General features: G+C 55.3%; 18 protein-coding genes and 4 pseudogenes. 6 read left to right on the top strand and 16 right to left on the bottom strand.

Annotated elements, in window-relative coordinates; translation table 11 throughout:
* Positions 1-190: 190 nt before the first annotated feature.
* Positions 191-391, top strand: a pseudogene (locus AC19YT_RS26515) (UvrD-helicase domain-containing protein); the annotation flags it as partial.
* 62 nt (positions 392-453) lie between these two features.
* Here the strand turns inward: AC19YT_RS26515 and AC19YT_RS26510 are convergent.
* From AC19YT_RS26510 to AC19YT_RS26450, 13 genes and pseudogenes are all read right to left on the bottom strand, one after another.
* Positions 454-848, bottom strand: a pseudogene (locus AC19YT_RS26510) (DUF6957 family protein).
* 239 nt (positions 849-1,087) lie between these two features.
* Positions 1,088-4,246 carry an efflux RND transporter permease subunit gene (locus AC19YT_RS26505; RefSeq protein WP_052966030.1) on the bottom strand — a complete coding sequence of 1,053 codons (3,159 nt, stop codon included), beginning with the start codon at positions 4,244-4,246 and terminating at the stop codon, positions 1,088-1,090.
* The gene (locus AC19YT_RS26500) at positions 4,243-5,727 is read right to left on the bottom strand and encodes an efflux RND transporter periplasmic adaptor subunit (protein ID WP_052966031.1); all 1,485 of its coding nucleotides are present in this window, start codon (positions 5,725-5,727) and stop codon (positions 4,243-4,245) included. Before AC19YT_RS26500 ends, AC19YT_RS26505 begins: the two co-directional genes overlap by 4 nt.
* Complete coding sequence (locus tag AC19YT_RS26495; RefSeq protein ID WP_052966032.1) at positions 5,724-6,980, bottom strand: TolC family protein; 1,257 nt, start codon at positions 6,978-6,980, stop codon at positions 5,724-5,726. Before AC19YT_RS26495 ends, AC19YT_RS26500 begins: the two co-directional genes overlap by 4 nt.
* Positions 6,981-7,081: 101 nt before the next feature.
* Positions 7,082-7,423, bottom strand: coding sequence for a hypothetical protein (locus AC19YT_RS26490; protein ID WP_052966033.1), 342 nt, complete (start codon positions 7,421-7,423; stop codon positions 7,082-7,084).
* A 256-nt stretch (positions 7,424-7,679) separates the two neighbouring features.
* Positions 7,680-8,549, bottom strand: a complete 870-nt coding sequence (locus AC19YT_RS26485) for a sterol desaturase family protein (RefSeq protein ID WP_050683301.1) — start codon at positions 8,547-8,549, stop codon at positions 7,680-7,682.
* Between the two features lie 68 nt (positions 8,550-8,617).
* Positions 8,618-9,364, bottom strand: coding sequence for a helix-turn-helix transcriptional regulator (locus AC19YT_RS26480; RefSeq protein ID WP_050683302.1), 747 nt, complete (start codon positions 9,362-9,364; stop codon positions 8,618-8,620).
* Positions 9,365-9,581: 217 nt separating this feature from the next.
* Positions 9,582-10,049, bottom strand: coding sequence for a DUF411 domain-containing protein (locus AC19YT_RS26475; protein WP_052966109.1), 468 nt, complete (start codon positions 10,047-10,049; stop codon positions 9,582-9,584).
* Positions 10,039-10,854 (bottom strand): c-type cytochrome, encoded by an 816-nt coding sequence (locus AC19YT_RS26470; RefSeq protein ID WP_080370512.1) that lies wholly within the window; start codon positions 10,852-10,854, stop codon positions 10,039-10,041. Before AC19YT_RS26470 ends, AC19YT_RS26475 begins: the two co-directional genes overlap by 11 nt.
* A 9-nt stretch (positions 10,855-10,863) precedes the next feature.
* Positions 10,864-11,838 carry a copper resistance protein B gene (locus AC19YT_RS26465; protein WP_050683289.1) on the bottom strand — a complete coding sequence of 325 codons (975 nt, stop codon included), beginning with the start codon at positions 11,836-11,838 and terminating at the stop codon, positions 10,864-10,866.
* The gene (locus AC19YT_RS26460) at positions 11,810-12,058 is read right to left on the bottom strand and encodes a hypothetical protein (RefSeq protein ID WP_177346273.1); all 249 of its coding nucleotides are present in this window, start codon (positions 12,056-12,058) and stop codon (positions 11,810-11,812) included. Before AC19YT_RS26460 ends, AC19YT_RS26465 begins: the two co-directional genes overlap by 29 nt.
* A 12-nt stretch (positions 12,059-12,070) precedes the next feature.
* On the bottom strand, positions 12,071-14,032 hold the full coding sequence (locus tag AC19YT_RS26455) for a copper resistance system multicopper oxidase (RefSeq protein WP_050683288.1): 1,962 nt from the start codon (positions 14,030-14,032) through the stop codon (positions 12,071-12,073).
* Positions 14,033-14,210: 178 nt separating this feature from the next.
* Positions 14,211-14,417 carry a co-regulatory protein PtrA N-terminal domain-containing protein gene (locus AC19YT_RS26450; RefSeq protein WP_050683287.1) on the bottom strand — a complete coding sequence of 69 codons (207 nt, stop codon included), beginning with the start codon at positions 14,415-14,417 and terminating at the stop codon, positions 14,211-14,213.
* 384 nt (positions 14,418-14,801) lie between these two features.
* On the opposite strand from AC19YT_RS26450, the gene flgB reads away from it, so the two are divergent.
* Positions 14,802-15,218 carry a flagellar basal body rod protein FlgB gene (gene flgB / locus AC19YT_RS26445; protein ID WP_077750531.1) on the top strand — a complete coding sequence of 139 codons (417 nt, stop codon included), beginning with the start codon at positions 14,802-14,804 and terminating at the stop codon, positions 15,216-15,218.
* Between the two features lie 117 nt (positions 15,219-15,335).
* Here flgB and AC19YT_RS26440 read toward each other — a convergent pair whose 3' ends face one another.
* The gene (locus AC19YT_RS26440; protein WP_052966035.1) at positions 15,336-15,536 is read right to left on the bottom strand and encodes a heavy-metal-associated domain-containing protein; all 201 of its coding nucleotides are present in this window, start codon (positions 15,534-15,536) and stop codon (positions 15,336-15,338) included.
* Positions 15,537-15,900: 364 nt separating this feature from the next.
* Here AC19YT_RS26440 and AC19YT_RS26435 point away from each other — a divergent pair, with 364 nt between their 5' ends.
* Genes AC19YT_RS26435 through AC19YT_RS26420 form a run of 4 tightly spaced genes read left to right on the top strand, consistent with a single transcriptional unit; the run spans position 15,901 to position 17,707 of the window.
* Entirely contained in the window at positions 15,901-16,176 is a 276-nt protein-coding gene (locus AC19YT_RS26435) for a metal/formaldehyde-sensitive transcriptional repressor (RefSeq protein ID WP_050683285.1), read from the top strand.
* 20 nt (positions 16,177-16,196) lie between these two features.
* Complete coding sequence (gene dmeF, locus AC19YT_RS26430; RefSeq protein ID WP_050683284.1) at positions 16,197-17,111, top strand: CDF family Co(II)/Ni(II) efflux transporter DmeF; 915 nt, start codon at positions 16,197-16,199, stop codon at positions 17,109-17,111.
* Positions 17,112-17,150: 39 nt separating this feature from the next.
* Entirely contained in the window at positions 17,151-17,522 is a 372-nt protein-coding gene (locus AC19YT_RS26425) for a hypothetical protein (protein WP_050683283.1), read from the top strand.
* Between the two features lie 2 nt (positions 17,523-17,524).
* Positions 17,525-17,707, top strand: a complete 183-nt coding sequence (locus tag AC19YT_RS26420) for a DUF1289 domain-containing protein (RefSeq protein WP_050683282.1) — start codon at positions 17,525-17,527, stop codon at positions 17,705-17,707.
* Between the two features lie 149 nt (positions 17,708-17,856).
* Here AC19YT_RS26420 and AC19YT_RS26415 read toward each other — a convergent pair.
* Positions 17,857-19,791 (bottom strand): annotated as a pseudogene (locus AC19YT_RS26415) (copper-translocating P-type ATPase); the annotation flags it as partial.
* 9 nt (positions 19,792-19,800) lie between these two features.
* A pseudogene (locus tag AC19YT_RS26410) lies at positions 19,801-19,918 on the bottom strand (IS30 family transposase); the annotation flags it as partial.

Here is a 19,918-nt window from a genome sequence, read left to right as displayed (position 1 = left end):
CAACATTTCCATGCTGATCACCCTGTGTTCTCCTGCTCGAAAAGTGAGCAGAAGCAGTTGAACACCTGGGTCAGTTTTCAGTCGGCAGAACAGCCTTTACTGGGTCAGTTTTCGGTCAGCGGCAACACGCCAAGCACTCAATCTGACGGCACAGGGAGGTGTCACACTTCATGAAGCATCCCTGCGAATTCGGGATAAGAACCGTCATCTTGGGCGGCCTATCTCTTGCAGAGCTGTCGGCAGTACGTTACTACTCAAAGGCTTAGAGGCTGACATTGCCATCGTGCTAAACCCCGACCAGATGGACGCAAACCACCTGTATGTGGCACTCACCCGCGGGGCGAGACAGCTGATTGTCTGCTCTCAAACGCCAGTGCTGAATCCAGCCTAGAGAGGTATGAGCTTACTTGAAGCATCCCTCGACAAAGCCTCGGGGGTGTAGCAATACGCGCATCAGCGTAGGCTCAGTAAAAATTCCAGATCTGCACCTAACCGGCGACCGCCTCTCATCAAGACATAGGCAGTGTTTTGAGTTTCGAATAGGCATTCGTGAGTGAACGAAACTTCATATGAGCTTTAACCCAGTCTCCTGGAAGAAAACGCCCGCGACTGTCTTCAATGACGCAAAGCGCATAAACGATGCTGGCCGCGAGGCCCAGCGTCGCAAGCATTCTAGCCTGCTCGTCGGAAACGGATACATCGATCAACGTCCAATCAGCTACCAAGCAGTACGCTCTGCCCGGAAAATGCGCCTCAACAAACGACACCGCTTCGGCATCGCTCAGAACACTGCCGATCAAGCTGTTTCCTTTACCAGCCAGTAAATCGATCAAGCCCGACACTTCCATACATTCCTCCGGGTTTGCCTAAGAAGAAATATGCCTTCGTTCTTACAACCTATCCGCATCGAGAAGGGCCTATTAGCCTCCTGCGTCGATCTCTATCAGCTGTGTTCTGACGAATTGCCGATAGAGTTCGATCCCGGATTGATTATAAGGGTCGTCCTCTGCCCAATCAGAAAGCCAGACCGCTGGATGATATTGCGCATGCAACCAGGAGCCGTGCAGCAGTGGCGGACACGATTACTTCATAGTCCGCTTCCTTGCGAGAGTTTAGATTCAACAGCGAGACGCCGGCGGCGCATCAAGCGGTAAGCTGCCGGAATAACAAACAGGGACAGTAAGGGCGCGGTAACCATGCCACCGACCATGGGCGCGGCGATGCGGCTCATTACTTCGCTACCGGTACCGCTACCCAATAGGATCGGCAACAGGCCAGCAATGATGACGGCTACGGTCATGGCCTTGGGTCGAACACGCTGCACGGCTCCTTCGCTAATCGCTGCGATTAGTCCACGCTCAGTACTGTCGCCGGCCTCTACACGCTCGGCCCAGGCGTTTTTTAAGTAGAGCAGCATGATCACACCGAATTCGGCAGAAACACCCGCCAGAGCAATGAAACCGACGCCAGTAGCCACCGACAGGTTGAATCCCAGCAGGTAGAGGAACCACGCCCCACCGGTAAGGGCGAACGGCAAGGTGGCCATGATCAGCAAAGCCTCGTCGAATCGGGCAAACGTCAGGTACAGCAGTACGAAAATGATCAGCAGCGTGGCGGGCACCACCAGTTTGAGCCGTGCGTTGGCTCGTTCAAGAAACTCGAACTGTCCCGAGTAACTCAGGCTCATGCCTGGCTGCAGCTTGACCTGCTCACTCACAACCCGACGCAGATCGGCAACCACGGAAGCAATGTCCCGGCCACGCACGTCGATATACACCCATCCGGAAGGTCGGGCATTTTCGCTCTTGAGCATCGGCGGGCCTTCACTGACTTTGACCTTCGCCACGGTACCAAGAGTGATCTGACTCCCCAAAGGGGTGTAGATTGGCAATTGCTCCAGGGCGCCGAGCGAGTCACGCCACTCACGGGGATAACGTACGTTGATAGGGAAGCGTGCGAGCCCTTCAATGGTCTCGCCAACGTTCTCACCGCCAATAGCACCGGCCACGATCGACTGCACATCAGCGATATTCAATCCGTAGCGGGCAGCGGCTTTGCGGTCGATATCCACATCGACGTAACGCCCACCGGTTAATCGTTCGGCCAGTGCCGAACTGACACCGGGCACGTCCTTGGCCGCGCGCTGGACGGCCTGCGTGGCTGCATCGATCTCCATCAAGTTGCTGCCGGCAATTTTTACTCCGATCGGACTCTTGATCCCGGTGGCGAGCATGTCGATGCGGTTGCGGATCGGTGGTATCCAGATATTAGTCAAGCCAGGGACGCGTACCACTCGATCCAGCTCTTCCACCAATTTTTCCTGGGTCATACCAGGACGCCATTGCTCGCGAGGTTTGAACTGGATAGTGGTCTCGAACATCTCCAGCGGCGCGGGGTCGGTGGCAGTTTCAGCGCGGCCGGCCTTACCGAAGACGTGTTCAACTTCGGGTACTGTCTTGATCAGACGGTCAGTCTGTTGCAGCAACTGCGCTGCTTTCTGCGCCGACAATCCCGGCAGAGCCGAAGGCATATAGAGTAAATCGCCCTCGTCCAGCGCAGGGAGGAATTCGCCACCCAAACGGGAGATCGGCCACAACGCGCTAAGGAAGACCAATAACGCGATCAACAGGGTGACTTTGGGCCGATGTAACACCGCATCCAGGGCCGGTTGATAGATCCTGATCAACCAGCGGTTCAGAGGATTCCGGTCCTCTTTGGGGATCCGTCCACGAATCCAGTAGCCCATCAGCACCGGCACCAGGGTTACCGATAGTCCTGCCGCCGCAGCCATGGCATAGGTCTTGGTGAAGGCCAATGGACCAAATAGGCGACCCTCTTGGGCCTCTAGGGTGAACACTGGAATGAATGACAGGGTGATGATCAGCAGGCAGAAGAACAGCGCCGGTCCCACCTCCGCCGCCGCTTCGGTTATCACATGCCAGTGACGTTCGCCCTTCAACTCTTCCCCTGGATGGGCCACATGCCAGGCCTCAATCTTTTTGTGGGCGTTCTCGATCATTACCACGGCGGCATCGACCATGGCGCCGATGGCGATGGCGATCCCGCCCAAGGACATGATGTTGGCGTTGATCCCTTGGTAACGCATAACGATGAAGGCAATCAGCACCCCCACCGGTAAGGAGATGATTGCCACCAGGGATGAACGCAGATGCCAGAGGAATACTGCACAGACCAACGCGACGACGATGAACTCCTCGAGTAGCTTGTAGCTGAGGTTTTCGACGGCGCGATCGATCAGTTTGCTGCGGTCATAGGTGGTGACGATTTCCACCCCCGCCGGCAAACTGCTTTTCAGGTCGTCCAGTTTGGCCTTGACCGCCGCAATGGTCTCACGAGCGTTCTTGCCGCTACGCAGAATAACCACGCCGCCGACAGTCTCACCCTCGCCGTCGAGCTCGGTGATACCACGACGCATCTCCGGGCCCAACTGGATCGTTGCCACGTCGCCGAGGGTCACCGGCACCCCGCCGGCACCGAGCTTGAGCGGAATCGAACGAAAGTCATTGAGCGTCTTCAGGTAACCGGAAGCGCGCACCATAAACTCGGTCTCCGCCATCTCCAGTAACGCACCACCGGTTTCCTGATTGGCCTTGCCGATAGCCTCAGTCACCGCTGCTTGAGTGATGCCTAGGTTGGCCAGTTTCAGTGGGTCGAGCTGCACCTGATACTGCTTGACCATGCCGCCCACGGTGGCCACTTCCGCAACATTCGGTAGGGTCTTGAGTTCGAACTTGAGGAACCAGTCCTGCAAGGCGCGCAGTTGCGCCAAGTCGTGTCCGCCACTGCGATCCACCAGTGCGTACTGATAGATCCAGCCCACGCCTGTGGCGTCGGGTCCCAAGGACGGTTTGGCGGAAGCCGGTAGGCGGCTTTGGACCTGACTCAAGTATTCCAGCACCCGCGAGCGGGCCCAATATAAGTCCGTGCCGTCTTCGAACAACACGTACACGAAGCTGTCGCCGAAAAAGGAATAGCCGCGTACGGTCTTAGCCCCCGGCACCGAGAGCATGGTGGTGGCCAACGGATAGGTCACCTGGTTCTCAACTATCTGCGGCGCTTGTCCCGGATAAGGGGTGCGGATAATCACCTGAACATCGGAAAGGTCTGGCAATGCATCGATGGGTGTGCTCTGAACCGACCAGACGCCCCAAACCGTGACGAAGATCGTCGCCAGCAGCACCAGAAAGCGGTTTGCCACTGACCAGCGAATCAGGGCGGCGATCATGGCTGGCCCCCTAGTTTTTCCAGGTGTTCAACGCGCAAACCATCATCGGTTTGGCTAACCGAGACCCTAACCTTCTCGCCAGTCTTGAGACCTTGAATGAGAGCAGGGTCAGCCAATGGGAAGGTCATTGTCATACCAGGCATGCCCAGCGTCTTGAACGGACCAAGGGCAATTGTTACGTCTTGGTTATTGATCTCGACGATCTGCCCATCCGCCTCATGAAAGCTGGAGGCTGCTGCGCTGGGTGGTGACATTTCCAGCGTGCTCGCAACAATGCCCTTGAGACTGGCCTCAGAGTCGAGCAGAAACTGTCCAGAGCTGACTACCTGCTGGCCTTCTTCCAACCCCTTTAAAACCACCGTCTTGCCTTCGTTTTCCTGCCCGAGTTGCACTTCTATGGGGCGGTAGCGACCAGCGTCTTCGGCGAGCATCACCAAGACTCGTCGGCCGGTGCGAATGATTGCCTCGCTCGGCACCCACAGCACACTTTGTTCGGTCGAACGATTCAGGTGCACCTGGGCCGTCATACCCGGCCTGAGTCGCCCATCCAGGTTGGGCAGTTCGACCCGCACACGCACAGTTCGGCTGTCGGGATTGGTTTCGGGCAAAATCGCACTGACCGTGCCCTTAAGCACTGTGCCCGGAAAGGCTGGCAGACGTGCTTCGACCGCTTGCCCCATGATGATCGATCCAGTCTCCGACTCTGGAACGGCCACTGCCAGCCAGACGCTGCTCAAGCCATTGACTCGAGCCAGCGTCTCGCCGGCCGCCACGGTCATACCCGAACGTACATTCAACTCTTGCAGCACACCGCTTATGGGGCTGGTGAGCGTCAGGACCGGCTGGGTCTTGCCGCTTCGCTCCACTTGAGCAATCAACGTCGCTGGCATCCCGGTCAAGCGCAAGCGTTGGCGCGCTGCCGCCAGCAAGTCGGCATCGCCACTGCGTTTGAGTGCGAGAAACTCTTCCTGAGCAGCGGCCCACTCCGGGACCAGGATATCGGCTAAAGCCGCATGGGCTTTGAGCACATCGCCTGGAGCACGGGCATACACCCGCTCCACAAAGCCAGCAGTACGCGATTGAATCACCGCAACATCCCGCTCGTCGAATGCCAGCACACCGACCACGTCCAGGCTGGAAGCAAGCACGCCGCGAGTGACTGTGGCCAGTCGTAAGCCGAGATTCTGGGTCAGGCTGGGGTCAATACTGATGGCCGCACTGTCCGCTGCAGCATCAGCGTAGCGGGGCTTCAACTCCATATCCATAAAGGGAGATTTGCCTGGTTTATCGAATTTCTGTTGCGGCTGCATCGGGTCGTACCAATACAGTACTTTGCGTTCGTCTTGCGTTTTAGGGGCCTGTTCGGAGGTGGTCTCAGGCATTGCACTCATGCGCTGCTGAGCGAACCAATAACCGCCGGCAGCGCCCAAGGCAATCGAGAGGCCTGTCAGCAAAGCCCCTTTCCAGATTCGAGTGCTCATTGATTGGCGTCCCCATAAGCAAAATACAGGCGAGCACTGGTGAGGGCGCGCTGTTCTTCGAAGTCGATCTGTTTGAGGCGGGTCTCGATGAGTTCCCGTCGGGCCGCGATGACCGCCGCCAAGTCGCTTTTACCGGCGCGGTAGCTGGCCATGGTCAGCGCCACCTTTTCCTTGGCCAGGGGTAGCAGACTGTCCTGGCTGCGGCGCATGGCACGGTTTAGACGCTCGTACTCGGCCAAATCGTCCTCCAGTTGCTGGGTATGTTCACGTATGAGAGCCTCGCGCTCGGCCTCCAACTGATTCAGTTCGGCGTGTTTGGCGGCGATCTTCGGGTTTTGTCGGGAGTCGGGGAACAGTGGCAGGTCGAACGTGAACTGCACGCTGACCATGTCGCCGAACTGACGGTCGCGCCGCTGGTAATCAAGCTCCCAACTCCAGTCGGACTGCTTTTCCGCCTTGGCTTCACGGACCTTGGCCTGCGCTTCGCGAGTCATTGGAACGAACGCCGCCAGTGCGGGGTGATGTTGCAGCTTATGCGGGTAACCCGAAGCGTCGATGGGCCACTCGGGCAAGCTGCCGACGGGCTGGTCATTGGCGGCCGGACCTATCCAGCGTCTGAGAGCTGCTCTGGCTTGAGCCCGCAAACGGATCAGGTCGTCTTGTTGTTCCGCCAACTGAGCCGCCTCCTGTTTCGGCGTTACTGCATCGGCAGGCTGACCACGGCCTCCGGCGATCTGCGCCCGGACGGTATCAGCCAATAGACGGTTCTCCCGGTAAAAATCCTGAAAAAGCGCCTCTTTACGTTCGACGGAGTAGCTGCTGATCCAGGCTAATGCCGTGGCCTGACGAACGTTCAAGCGCTCGACACGGCTTTCGGCCGCGGCTCGATCTATTGACGCTTCCGCAACTTCAATGCGCGCCCTACGCTTGTCACGGTTGGGTACCTCCTGCATGACGCCGACCATCTGCATGGTCATGAAGTCCTGCTCGAGGCGCCAGCGGTCAGGGCCGCCGATGGGATAGTTTTGTACGCCCAGTAGGAGCTTCGGGTCGGGTAGTTCACCGGCTGGAATGGCGGCGCTGCTGGCCGCTTGCAGTTTAGCTGCTTGGGCGGTCAGTGATGGTGCATTGTTTTCAGCCAAGCGTAAGGCTTCGTCGAGTGTCAGGGGCGCAGCAAGACTTGGCAACGCCAGCACGCTTGCCGCCAGGGCCGCCACGAGGGGCCAACCGGTGCAGTAGCACTTGGAATTCATGTTCACGATTCCTGTGATGATCCACTGCGCGCCTCTCTAAACATGCGCACAGATATGCCATCCCGCGCCAGAGCAGGATGAGGCTCAGTGTGGTACAGGAATCAAGCGCGAGGCGGTCGCCACACCCCGGACGGGGTCTGAGTAGGCAGGGAGTCGCTGAAGATTGTCAGCATCTGAGGACTGGACAAACGGGTGGCAGGTTTCCCAAACGACACCTGTAGCAGACTGGTGCTCCTGCATTCCTGACCAGGTTTGCAGGGTTTGCCATGGTCGGAGGAGCTGCTCATCTCGACGCAGCAGTCCTGGTTCATATCAGCCATCATGGTCATGCCCGTCGTTTTCATCGGGCAAGGTTCTATCGGTGACTGAATACCCGCCATCCCGCTGAGGGGAAGCGCCAAGCTGATCAGGAAAATGAGGCAACACCGCAGATAGCGTTTCATGCGAAGGAGTTTAGTCGCAGGTAAAGGGATAAACCATTACGAATCTGTCAGGAGGAACCAGCCAGATAGCCCAGCAGGTCAACATGAGTCTCCTTGCCTAGAAACAAGGACTCGCTAAACAGCGAAGCCTGACTCCCTGAGCATGGAAGTAGTTAAAGCTCACAGAATACCGTTCGGATCACGTTTGATTGGTTTTACTATTAGTGTGGCCTCGGTAGCTGCCGTAGCTGCCGTAGCTGCAAAGTAAGGGAGCCCACTAGCCTTTGTTTACACGGCCATGCTCAAAGGGTTCGATGAGCTGTCCAAGGTAATTTTTGGGGTAATCCTTTCCATGCAATCCGACCTCGGCTTGGCCTAGTTTCCCCAGACTGTCATAGAACGTGCCAAATATTCGGTCCCACACCATCAGAAACTCACCATAGTTGACCTGGGCGTCTTCAAAGTCGCGTTTGTGATGCCAGCGATGAATTTCGGCAACACCGATAATGTGGCGCAACCATCCCACCCGGTAGTCCAGGTTCGAATGCTGGAAGGCCAAGTGCACTGTTAGAACTCCAAACCAAGTGGCCACAACTGCGGAGGGTGCGCCTGATGCGAACAGGATCACCAGCCCCGGACTCGCCATAAGCACCGCGTGCAACGGATGTCGTCGCTCCCCGTTCATCCAATACAACCGCTCGGCGCTGTGATGTGGCATGTGAAAACGCCACAGCCAATGCACTCGGTGACTGATCCGGTGCATGACATATAGGCTCAGATCGAGTACGGCGATGACTAGTAGCAACTGCAGCCACAGCGGGCTCTCGATCGGAAAGAGACGAACCGAAGCTGGCACCGCATCACCAAGCTTGACCAGGACTCCAGCTGTGAATTGAATGACAGAAAGGTTCACCAACATGTGCAGCAGGTCTGTCGCGGTGTCGTGATGATCCTCAAGCCAAGCTTCTCGGAAAGGTTGGATGCGCTCCAAACCAGCAATGATCAAAAGTCCCACTGCAGCAACTAGGGGAGTCGTGGGCCAATACGGTACGCCGGTATACAGCGTCCAGATCATGAAGGCAGCAGAGCCGCCAAACACGAGTGGATAGCTCACCCACCGTAAGGCGAATCGTAGAAAGGAAGGCATTGCTCAGCTCCTAGATATGGAACCATCACAATATGTTAAGAGGTGAGCTTTCGACTTGAACGAAAGAGCTAAACCTCCTGGAGATGAACATCTGCCAAGGCGGATGACGGATCGATACCCAGTAGCGCCCGGAATGTCCGGGAGAAATGAGCCGAGTCTGAAAAGCCCGCCTCATGAGCCGCGTCGGTCAGCCGTGCACCTTTTGCCAAATGCTGCAGGGCTTGCGTGAGACGTAACCATCTCGCGTAACTGCGAAGCGGCAGCCCCGTCTGCTCCACGAACCAATGAGAAAACCGCGTGGGGGATAGATGCACCACCGCGGCCAACTCTTCGCGTCCCATTTGGCCTCTGCTCAGCGCCTCAATGACCTTGATCAAGCGAGGATCTGGGGGCGGGAGATCGGGCAGTCGCAGTGCCTGGCGCACCCCGGTCCTAACCTGGAGATCAGTGTGTCCTGGCTCGTGCAGTGCGTCGACTATCGGCGCTACGTCCGCCGGAGTGATCCAAATCACCCTCGCTTCTTCCGCACCCCGCAGAGCGCGGGCTTCCTCGGACAGCGCATCCACATAGATCGACAGAACGTGACCGGCGCTCAGTTGGTGTTTCAAACCGGCCGGAATGAAGATGGCGCCCCCTGTTTGAATACCCATCGGGGTTTGAACCGATACAGTTGAGTCGAGGCCAACTGAGATCTGATGTGCTTGATGGAGGTGCCATTCTTGGTGACCGGCACGGCCATAAAAGACACCGATACCAGGGCCAACCCATGCATGACCCGCCCAGCGCACGGTCTCTGCTGTAACCCAGCTTTTCATTCTCTAGCTCGGCCTACTTCCACTTTTTTCCGTGCTGACTGCACACGTATAGTCATTCGGCATCTGACTGCGGCATCGTATTGATGCTGGGCCATGATGGGCTATTCGTGCGCCGACTCCCAATTTCTTTACCGTGCTTGCGCACCTGGATAGTTGAGAATTTTTGCCGACGCCGGTTCGACCGCTTTGCCACCGTTCGGGTAATGAACTTTTGTGATTAGTTTGCCGGGTACTCAGCGATCACTTGGTCAGTACCTGCTTTGCTCAGACCGATGACCTGATACGCATCCTGCTTCCCACCAGCCTCCATACCAGGCGAGCCTGCCGGCATCCCCGGCACAGCAATCCCAATAAGGTCATCGCGTTTGCTCAAGGCAACTATTTGCTCAGCTGGTACGTGGCCTTCAACAAATTTTCCGTTGATCACTGCGGTGTGGCAGGACGAGAGTCGTGGAGCAACACCGAGATCCTGCTTGACCGCGCTCATGTTGGTTTCTACATGATCAACGACGGTGAAGCCGTTAGCTTCAAGGTGCTGGATCCACTTCTTGCAGCATCCACAGTTAGCGTCACGATGGACGTCGATCGTCAGCGACTCTGCTGCATGACCAACTGAACTGATAAACAGAGCCGCGAACGCAGCGAGGCGAAGTGCCCGACCGGGACGAAGAAAGTTATTTCGCATGGGTATGCTCCTTCCCATCAGCGTGGGTATGAGTTTTTGGCTGAACGGCCGGAGTTGCAGGAGCGTCATGTGAAGCCTCCACAACCTGAGGATGGGCGTGTTTGGTACTTTCATCCTGAGAAGGCGCTGCGGCCGCCTCATGGGCATGGGCGCTGTTTCTCTCGCCATGATGGTCGCCTGCTTCGGCTATCTCTTCGGCTGCACCCGCATCATGATGCCCCGCGACAGCCCCTTTTTGGCCCTCATGCTGGCCTTCATGGTTATGCATTTTGCTCTCGCCGCCACCGTGTTGATGACCACCGCTGCTGGTTGCTAGAGCGTTGTATTGCTCTGCATCCAATGAAGGTAGCTGTTGGAGAAAAGCGACCATTCCCCATATGTAGGGATCGGCCATGCTTTTACCCCAAGCGGGCATGCCTGTGGATTTGATTCCATGCTTGATGATCCAGAAAGCTGCGGAAGGGTTTCCATCAACGCCCAGTTTTGAAAGATTCGGAGGTGCAGGGTAAAGGCTATTACTTAATTCGGTTCCTGCAATACCTGGAGCCAGATGGCAACCAATGCACATAGCGTTGTAGTTGCCAGCACCTGCGCGGATGAGAGCTTCTTCGCTCAGGTCGGGGACTTTAATATCGCGTGAGCGCACAGCAATCGAGCGATCCCGAGCAGTGGAAAGAAGTGAGTGAACGGGGCCGAAATGCGGATCATCCGCCCCAACATTGATCACACCAGAATACACCACGCCGGCACCTACTATTGCGGCGACCACCCCGGCAGCAGTCAATGTTTTCAATGTTCTTTTCATGTCAGGCCCTCAAAACCACATCCGAATACCGGCGACAAATCGCGCCTCGTTCGCATCCTCTCCTTCATCGCTGGCCAAGTCTGCCGTATTGCCGTAGGAGCGGCTCCAGCTAACACCAATATAAGGGGCAAATTGGCGAACAATCTCATAACGCAATCGGAGCCCTACTTCGGTGTTTGCCAATCCAGACCCAATGCCGCGTTGAGGATCATTTTTTCCGTAAAAATTGGCTTCGGCCGTCGGCTGCAAGATCAGGCGATTGGTCAGCAGAATGTCGTAGTCGCCTTCCAATCGAGCTGCGGTTTGACCGTTCTCACCGATGTAGGCAGTCGCTTCGGCTTCAAAGTTATAGAGGGCCATGCCCTGAATACCGAGCGCTCCCCAAGTTTGTGGTGACCCGGGCTTGAAGTCTTGTCGTACGCCGGTGACGACATCCCACCATGGACCGATGGAGTGCCCCCAAAGTGCTGAGAGTTCAGCGCTTTCCGTTACGCCATTGGTACGTTCGCCTTCCGAGCGCAACCACAGTCGATCAACGTCACCGCCGATCCATCCTTTTGCATCCCAAGCCAATGCACTACCGTTGTCAGCATCCTGGTACTCGAACTTATCCAGCAGCATGAAGGAGTTGAGTTTTTTGTCGTGGACACCATGACCAGCGACATCTGGAAAGGCGGCTGCACGGTCAGCGTCGGTAAGTACGGGGACTGGGGTTCGACTGGTGGTAGTCGCCCCTCCATCCATACTTTCCATTCCGTCCATTTTCCCGTCATCCATACTCATCTTGCTGTGATCCATAGCCCCCATCTTGCTATGGTCCATAGCTCCCATTGAGCCGTGGTCCATCTTGGAGTGATCCATCTCTTCAGCGGCGTGAGCCACGACAAAGAAAGCAGGACTGGTAGAAACTGCCAGTGCCATCAACGTTGGGCGTAAAAACTTCCTGGTCATGATCTCAATCTGCCTTTTTGGTTTTTTGGTCATGATCCATCGACTCATGGCTCATCTTGCTGTGGTCCATTGACCCGTGATCGGGCTTAGACTCGTTTGTCGCAGTTGCAGGCTTGCTCGTTGCTTTCGCAGGAGTAGCAGGTGAGTGATCACTACTATCTTCGACTGCCAGCGTCACGGACGAGAGTCCACCCATCAAGCCGACGGCAAAGAGGCAGCCGACCAGCGATTTACGATTTAGGTATGTGCTCACAGATCGTCTCCTTTACTCATCAACCCGTACTTCACGGAACATGCCCATTTCCATATGGAATAGCAGGTGGCAGTGATAGGCCCAGCGACCTAAGGCATCAGCAGTGACTCGGTAGCTGCGTTTGGTTCCAGGCGGCATGTCGATCGTGTGTTTGCGCACCATGAATTTGCCGTTCTCATCCTCAAGGTCGCTCCACATGCCGTGGAGGTGGATGGGGTGGGTCATCATGGTATCGTTCACCAGGGTGATGCGCAGACGCTCGCCATACTTGAGGCGCAACGGCTCGGCGTCAGAGAATTTGATGCCATTGAATGACCACGAGAACTTCTCCATGTGACCGGTCAGATGCAGCTCAATGGTGCGATTGGGTTCGCGGCCGTCAGGATCTTGGAAAGTGCTTTTCAGATCTGAGTAGGTGAGCACGCGACGGCCATTGTTCCGCAAGCCAATGCCAGGATCGTTTAGCTTCGGTGTCGGGCTCATGGCTTGCATGTCAACCAAGGGGTTATTGGTTTCGGAGGCTGGGTGAGTCTGCATTTCGCCACCCATGCCGCCCATGCCTGCCATCTTGCTGTGGTCCATGCCGGCCATGTTGGACATGTCGCCTTTGTCCATTCCCGCCATCTTGCTGTGGTCCATGCCGGCCATGTTGGGCGTGTCGCCTTTGTCCATGCCCGCCATCTTGCTGTGGTCCATACCGGCCATGTTAGTCATGTCACCGCTGTCCATGCCGGTCATCCCGGTCATGTTACTTTGGTCCATTCCGGCCATCTTGCTGTGGTCCATGCCAGCCATGCCTGACATGTCGCCGCCGCCCATACCAGCCATGCTGCCATGGTCCATGCCCGCCATACCGCCCATACCCATGTCATCCATGGTCAAAAGCGGCCGAGGATCAATCGCAGGTACCTGTGCCTTTAATCCTTCGCGAACTGCCAAGGTTCCACGTGCATAACCGGTTCTATCCATGGACTGGGCGAAGATTGTGTAAGCCTCTTCGCTGGCAGGTTCTACGATCACGTCATACGTTTCTGCCACGGCGATGCGGAATTCGTCGACGCTCACCGGTTTGACATGTTGGCCGTCGGCGGCCACAACGGTCATTTTCAAGCCAGGAATGCGGACGTCGAAATAGCTCATCGCCGAGCCGTTGATAAAGCGCAGGCGTAGCTTCTCACCCGGTTTGAAAATACCGGTCCAGTTACCGTTAGGCGCCTGGCCATTCATGAGGTAGGTATAAGTATCCCCACTGACGTCTGCGAGATCAGTGGGGTTCATTTTCATTTCAGCCCACATCTTCCGGTCGGCTACGGCAGATGACCAGCCTTCCTTGCTGACATCGTCGATGAAATCGCCAACGGTACGTTTGTGATGGTTGTAGTAGTCAGATTGCTTCTTGAGCTTCGCCATGACGCGACTAGGATCTTCGTCGGTCCAGTCAGTCAACATCACCACGTAGTCGCGGTTGTATTGAAAAGGTTCAGGCTCTTTCGAGTCGATAACGATTGGCCCGTAAACACCGGCCTGCTCCTGTAAACCCGAGTGGCTGTGATACCAGTAGGTACCGTTCTGATGAACCTTGAATTTGTACTCGTACATGCCATCGGGTGCGATGCCATGGAAACTCAAGCCAGGTACACCGTCCATGTTGGCCGGCAGGATGATCCCGTGCCAATGGATTGAGGTGTCTTGGTCCAGGCGATTTTTCACACGCAGTGTGACCGTATCGCCTTCGCGCCAGCGCAGCAAAGGTCCGGGCAACGAACCATTGATGGTCATGGCTGTGCGCGGCGAGCCAGTTATGTTTACAGGGGTTTCACCAATAAACAGATCAAATTCGTTGCCGGTGAGAACGCTCGGCAGACCAGGACTGGTCACTGCCCATACAGGAGTGCGCCACAGACCAAGGCCGCCAAGAATGCCACCAGCGGCCAGGCCTTTAACGAATGTCCGCCTAGAGGTTTTGGAATGCATGCCGTTTATGTCCAATCAGTCAAAAGGGAAGCCGTACGAAACAACCAATGAGTTGCTCGGATGAGCTTCGCCCACCGTCACAAAAAACGAACTCTTACGGCAAGCGAGCTCAGAAATTGCCACATTTAAACCACCACAGTGATTACATTTCTGTCAGCTTGGGAATGTACCCAGCTATTTAGCAATTCTTGTGGTCCATCGCTTTGGCTTGGCTTTCTGCGACGGGAGGTTGGGAGCTTTGCGTTTGAGCTACTTGGTACGACTCCATCGAATTATTCCTAGCCACTTCCATACGTGCGAACGCCCGGTCACCACCGCCTTCAGCCATAGCCAAAGAAGAGACGGTCAGGGCTGCGATGACGAACAAAGTTTTGATGGGGTTCATTTGAATTTCCTCGGATGAGTATTGGTAACCCCTCGAATCCACATCAAGTGACGATTCTTAGGGGAGAGCTTAAGGCTCAATAGGACTATAAGACTCATACCCTGTCAGGAACCTTAGGCCAATATTACAGTTGTGTCAGGTTGCGATATTTCTCTTGAGGAACACGCTATTTAATCCGTAAGGTCTCGATCTTCCAACGTTACACCGCTATTAACTGAGTATCAGTTGAGGCGCTTAACATTGTAAGTGTCCGATAGCTTTCAAGGTGCAGATGTTTTTTTAGTTTCTGCACTGGAACTGCATATGTGAGCCTGGATGCACCGCGTCAACACTTAAGTGTTCGATGCTCATGAAAAATAGCAACGCTACTGAGGGTGATTGAGTGTGAGTATTAATTTTGAGAAAGCGCTTGGCTCCGCAGAAAGAGCGTTAATTTTTCGTAGCCAAAGAGCTGAAATCTTGAGTAACAATATCGCAAACGCTGATACGCCGAACTTCAAGGCCCGAGATTTAGATTTTTCTACTGTGCTTTTGCAAAGCCAGACAAAAGAAACTCCTGCTACTCCGATTTCTTTGAAAACAACAAATGTAAAACACATTACCGGAAAAGAATCAGTAAATGATATTTACGGAGGTGCTTTGCTTTACAGCACACCAGCTCAACCTGCCATTGATCAAAATACTGTCGATCAGCAGGTCGAGATCGCAAAGTACACAGAAAATGGAATACGTTTCGACGCCGCTTTTACTAGGTTGAATGGAGCATTCAAAGGTTTGCTCAAAGCTCTGCGAGGTGATTAGTAGCGCAAGGGCTTGCGAGCGGTAATTGTGGCCGACGTGGCTGCTTCGGTACTTCCTGAGGGTTAACCAAGGGGAGCCCCTGTATACGGGGCTCTGACCATGGAAAGGTGCCAGCATTCAAGCACTGATCTGGGAAGGAAAACCTAACGCCTCGACAGCTTTACGAATCTGCTCTGGGCTTTCGCTGCTTTCAACACTCACCTTACCGGCTGACCGATCCACGGAAACGGTAGCTTCGCTGTCCAGTGACTGAATCGCTTTGGTGATTTTGCTGACGCAACTGCCGCAACCGATGCCTGATACATCTAAGACGAACATGGTTATTCCTCTCGTGCTGAGCGGTCTCTTTTCACCGCACCGATAGCATCAACGTTGACACGACGGCAAGGTCAACAGTTATATGTTTCGGGTTGTGAGTGTCATTGACGGGTAATTGCACAGACTTAATCACTCGTTTGCATTTGACCTGATAAACGATTTGCAGCGTATTCGACCAGTACGCTTCTTGGTCATGGCCGGGAGAGAACGGTCAGAGGCGGACATTCCAGCTACTCTCGCTCCTCACTCGCAGTTGAAGCCTCTTTCCTGCCAGGCACTGTAGATGCTCTCTCCGCTCCTTGGTCTTGCATAGGTATAGGGGGTATGCCTATCATGCTCAATACATAGCTAGGGGGGGTATCCTATGGGCCATATTGCAGCAAACAAAGAAAATCTTCTCAAACGCGTAAAACGCATAGCCGGACAAATCCAAGCCGTTGAACGGGCATTGGAATCGGATCTCGATTGCGCCAAAACACTACACCTTGTTGCTGCCACTCGCGGAGCAATCAACGGCTTAATGGAGGAAATCATCGAGGACCACGCGCGGGAGCATGTCGCGAACCCTGCGCTCAGCGAAGAAGAGCGTAACAAGGGCGTCGAAGAGCTTCTTGAAGCCATTCGCCGTTACGCCAAGTGAACGCATCTAGGTACACACTCATGAGCAGCACCAACATCAATTACACACACGACCACGTGTTCCTTGGCTCAGCGCACGACGAAAATGCCAAGCGTACGCTTTGGGTTGTGGCACTGACGGTGGTGATGATGGTTGGCGAGATCACCGCCGGCTATATCACGGGTTCGATGGCGTTACTGGCCGATGGCTTCCACATGGCAACCCATGCCGGCGCATTGGGCATCGCGGCGGCCGCTTACGGATACGCAAAACGCCATGCTTCTAGCCAGCGCTACAGTTTCGGTACCGGAAAGGTTGGAGACTTGGGCGGATTCGCCTCGGCACTGATTCTCGGTATGGTCTCCCTGGGAATTGGCATTGAGTCTGTCATGCGCCTCTTGCAGCCAACGGAAGTTCAGTTCGGCACCGCTACGCTCATCGCGATTGCCGGTTTGATCGTCAACATTGTCAGTGCCTTATTGCTGGGCCACGGGCACAGTCATGGGCACGATCACGATCACGGCCATGCCCACCACGGGAACGACAACAACCTGAAATCGGCCTACGTCCACGTCATCGCAGACGCGCTGACTTCGGTTCTGGCCATTGCTGCACTGCTCGCCGGCCGGTATCTCGGCTGGGTTTGGCTAGACCCGGTCATGGGCATTGTCGGTGCCATTGTTATCGCGCGCTGGGCATGGACCTTGATGGGGGCAACCGCAGGAGTACTGCTGGATCAGACAGACGCACACGTTGCCGAGGAAATCCGCGAACTAGTTGAGAAACCGGGGGATGCCACTATCACGGACTTGCACGTCTGGCGGATTGGACCGCAAGCCCATGCGGCCATCGTCAGCGTCCTTGGTGAGGCCACTGCGAACGCCGATAGAATTCGTGAACGTCTCAAGCCGGTCTACGAAGTCAGCCATCTGACGGTCGAGTTTCGACCTGTCTGATTCAGCGCCTCCCCACCATTGTCTCCAAAGGAACCCGCAATGCCTCCAGGGAAACGTGAACTGGCACGAATCGAACGTCGGTTGATGACCACGCTCACCGAAGCATGCGAAACAGCAAAAGGTGAAATCGAAGGCTTTACCTGGCTCACTCATGCCGCTGACCTGAACGCATTGGCTGAAACCCTGAATGTAATCTGGGTGTTCGAAACCCAGGCTGACAGAAAGCGCGCCCTGGTTAACGCTAAGGCGCGCATCTTTGAGTTGACGGCCTTAGCGTTGAATGAGGCCAACATCGATCTGATCCCTTCAAACCTTAACGTCCGCTTCGACTCTGAGGAGGAGTGTCAGCGAACTCACGGAGGTGACTGGAACACCCGCCTGACTCAATCACGTGTGTCCAAAGGTGGCTGACAATGGCTAAAGAAATCGAGAATCCCTGCATCTCAGTTTGCCAACTCAGTGGTGATCTGTGTGTGAGCTGTGGGCGAAGCAAGGAAGACATCAGAAAATGGAAACGCATGAAGCGGCCTGAAAAAATGGCCGCTGTTCAAAGGGCGAATGTGCGCTTGAAGGGACTGAAGAAAGCACATGGGTAGTCACTTGCCCAGGTTTACCGCTTTGGGTCGTTATGAGCCCCTCAGCTTTGATGTCTGGTTGGTCAAATTCTCAATCGCTGATCAGTCAAATGCGAATGACTGGTCAGGTCGTATGCAAACGCATGGCAAGTGCGCTGCAATTTTGAAGCTCAGTCAATTCGGGTATTCCTCAGTCTCAATGCATTGAAAACTACAGATGCAGAACTGACGCTCATGGCTATGGCAGCGATCATGGGCGACAGGAGATGTCCCGTAAGTGGATAGAGCAAGCCTGCGGCAAGAGGAATGCCCATTGAGTTGTAAAGAAAGGCGAAACCCAAATTTTGCCGCATGTTTTTTACTGTTGCGACCGAAAGAGCCCGTGCTCGTAAAATCCCCATCAGGTCGCCTTTTACCAGCGTGAGTTGCGCGCTATTCATCGCCACGTCAGTCCCTGTCCCCATGGCTATGCCCACATCTGCTCGCGCCAGGGCCGGTGCATCGTTGATACCGTCACCAGCCATGGCAACCTTCCTGCCATATTGCTGGAGGTCTGCGACCAGACGTTCCTTGTCCTGAGGTTTCACTTCACCGTGGACTTCTTCAATCCCCATCTCCCTGGCGACAGCCCGAGCGGTGGTGAGCCCGTCGCCAGTAGCCATGATAATTTTGATGTCATCAGCCTTGAGCTTGGTGACTGCTTCTTTGGAGGTCGGCTTAATTGGATCTGATACTGCCAACAACCCTGCCAATACCCCGTCGACTGCGAGGTAGATGATGCTGATGCCATCAAGTCGCAACAACTCTGCACGCTCTTGTAGGGGCTTAGTGCTCACGCCTGCGGCTTCCATCAACGCGGTGTTCCCCAGCTGGATCTTCTTGCCATCAACGATGCCACTGACCCCGATACCTGAACCAGACTCAAAGGATTCTGGCTTGGTGAGCTTAATGTTCTCGGTTCGGGCGTGATCGACGATTGCATGAGCCAAGGGATGCTCGCTGCCCTGATCAAGGCTGGCAGCCAGCTGAAGAACATCGTGGGGATTGAATCTGGGTGTGGCCTCCACACTGTGAAACACTGGCCGCCCCTCTGTCAGCGTGCCTGTCTTATCGACAATCAGCGTGTCGATCTTGCAAAGGTTTTCGATGGCACTGGCATCCCTGAACAGCACACCCATGCTAGCTGCTTTACCTGTCGAAACCATGATCGACATGGGTGTAGCAAGACCCAACGCACAGGGGCAAGCGATGATCAGCACGGCGACAGCGTTGATCAGACCAAACACCCAGCTGGGCTCAGGGCCAAAAAGCCCCCAACCAACAAATGTAAGTATCGCAATCGCGATAACACCCATCACAAAGTAGCCGGCAATCGAGTCGGCCATTCGTTGCATTGGTGCTTTGGAGCGCTGAGCCCGAGCGACCATCTGTACGATCTGTGACAGCATGGTCTCGGCGCCGACCTTCTGCGCCTCCATTACCAAGCTCCCATGTGTATTCAGCGTGGCGCCAATCAGGCTATCTCCAGCTCTCTTCATTACCGGCACTGGCTCGCCAGTGAGCATGGACTCATCCACCGCACTTTCACCCTCCAGTACTGAGCCATCAACGGGCACCTTTTCACCTGGCCTGACCCGCAGATGGTCTCCAAGGTGAACATGGGTAAGAGGAATGTCTTCCTCCTGTCCATCGGCATTGATCCGGCGTGCGGTCTTGGGGGATAGGCCGAGAAGAGACTTAATGGCGGCAGAGGTTTGCGATCGGGCTTTGAGCTCAAGAATCTGCCCAAGCAAGGTCAGCGAGATGATGACTGCGGCGGCTTCGAAGTAGACGCCGATGCGTCCATCTTGCATGAAAGTGGTGGGAAAACTTTGAGGAAATACCGTTGCCGCGACGCTGTAAAGATAGGCTGCGGCGGTACCCAAACCAATCAGAGTCCACATGTTTGGACTGCGATTTCTAATAGAGGCTATGCCCCTTACAAAAAAGGGCCAACCTGCCCATAAGGTCACCGGAGTCGCCAGAGCGAGCTCGATCCAGTTTTGGATCGAGCCATGAAGGAGTTGTAACGGGTGTCCCACCATGGCGAGTACGGTCACTAGCACTGCCTGAATTCAACACATAAGTGCAACGCTCACCCCTGTATGCACTTCGTACGGCGTCTTCCAGCCCAAGCGCTTGCGCGGGCGTAGATTGATCCTCGCTACTGTCCGATTGACGGCTTCGACGGTC

The organism is Pseudomonas sp. MF08875 (assembly GCF_059862525.1).
Note: the sequence above shows the minus strand (reverse complement) of the source record. Positions and strands in the feature narration are given on the sequence as shown.

What these genes read in the sequence shown, in the direction of transcription:
- AC19YT_RS26500 (WP_052966031.1), bottom strand. Translation starts at nt 5,727, where the DNA reads ATGAGCACTCGAATCTGGAAAGGGGCTTTGCTGACAGGCCTCTCGATT.
- AC19YT_RS26420 (WP_050683282.1), top strand. Translation starts at nt 17,525, where the DNA reads ATGGCTAAAGAAATCGAGAATCCCTGCATCTCAGTTTGCCAACTCAGT.
- AC19YT_RS26435 (WP_050683285.1), top strand. Translation starts at nt 15,901, where the DNA reads ATGGGCCATATTGCAGCAAACAAAGAAAATCTTCTCAAACGCGTAAAA.
- AC19YT_RS26495 (WP_052966032.1), bottom strand. Translation starts at nt 6,980, where the DNA reads ATGAATTCCAAGTGCTACTGCACCGGTTGGCCCCTCGTGGCGGCCCTG.
- AC19YT_RS26505 (WP_052966030.1), bottom strand. Translation starts at nt 4,246, where the DNA reads ATGATCGCCGCCCTGATTCGCTGGTCAGTGGCAAACCGCTTTCTGGTG.
- AC19YT_RS26465 (WP_050683289.1), bottom strand. Translation starts at nt 11,838, where the DNA reads ATGACCAAAAAACCAAAAAGGCAGATTGAGATCATGACCAGGAAGTTT.
- AC19YT_RS26490 (WP_052966033.1), bottom strand. Translation starts at nt 7,423, where the DNA reads ATGAAACGCTATCTGCGGTGTTGCCTCATTTTCCTGATCAGCTTGGCG.
- AC19YT_RS26485 (WP_050683301.1), bottom strand. Translation starts at nt 8,549, where the DNA reads ATGCCTTCCTTTCTACGATTCGCCTTACGGTGGGTGAGCTATCCACTC.
- dmeF (WP_050683284.1), top strand. Translation starts at nt 16,197, where the DNA reads ATGAGCAGCACCAACATCAATTACACACACGACCACGTGTTCCTTGGC.
- AC19YT_RS26425 (WP_050683283.1), top strand. Translation starts at nt 17,151, where the DNA reads ATGCCTCCAGGGAAACGTGAACTGGCACGAATCGAACGTCGGTTGATG.
- AC19YT_RS26440 (WP_052966035.1), bottom strand. Translation starts at nt 15,536, where the DNA reads ATGTTCGTCTTAGATGTATCAGGCATCGGTTGCGGCAGTTGCGTCAGC.
- AC19YT_RS26455 (WP_050683288.1), bottom strand. Translation starts at nt 14,032, where the DNA reads ATGCATTCCAAAACCTCTAGGCGGACATTCGTTAAAGGCCTGGCCGCT.
- AC19YT_RS26450 (WP_050683287.1), bottom strand. Translation starts at nt 14,417, where the DNA reads ATGAACCCCATCAAAACTTTGTTCGTCATCGCAGCCCTGACCGTCTCT.
- AC19YT_RS26480 (WP_050683302.1), bottom strand. Translation starts at nt 9,364, where the DNA reads ATGAAAAGCTGGGTTACAGCAGAGACCGTGCGCTGGGCGGGTCATGCA.
- AC19YT_RS26475 (WP_052966109.1), bottom strand. Translation starts at nt 10,049, where the DNA reads ATGCGAAATAACTTTCTTCGTCCCGGTCGGGCACTTCGCCTCGCTGCG.
- AC19YT_RS26470 (WP_080370512.1), bottom strand. Translation starts at nt 10,854, where the DNA reads ATGAAAAGAACATTGAAAACATTGACTGCTGCCGGGGTGGTCGCCGCA.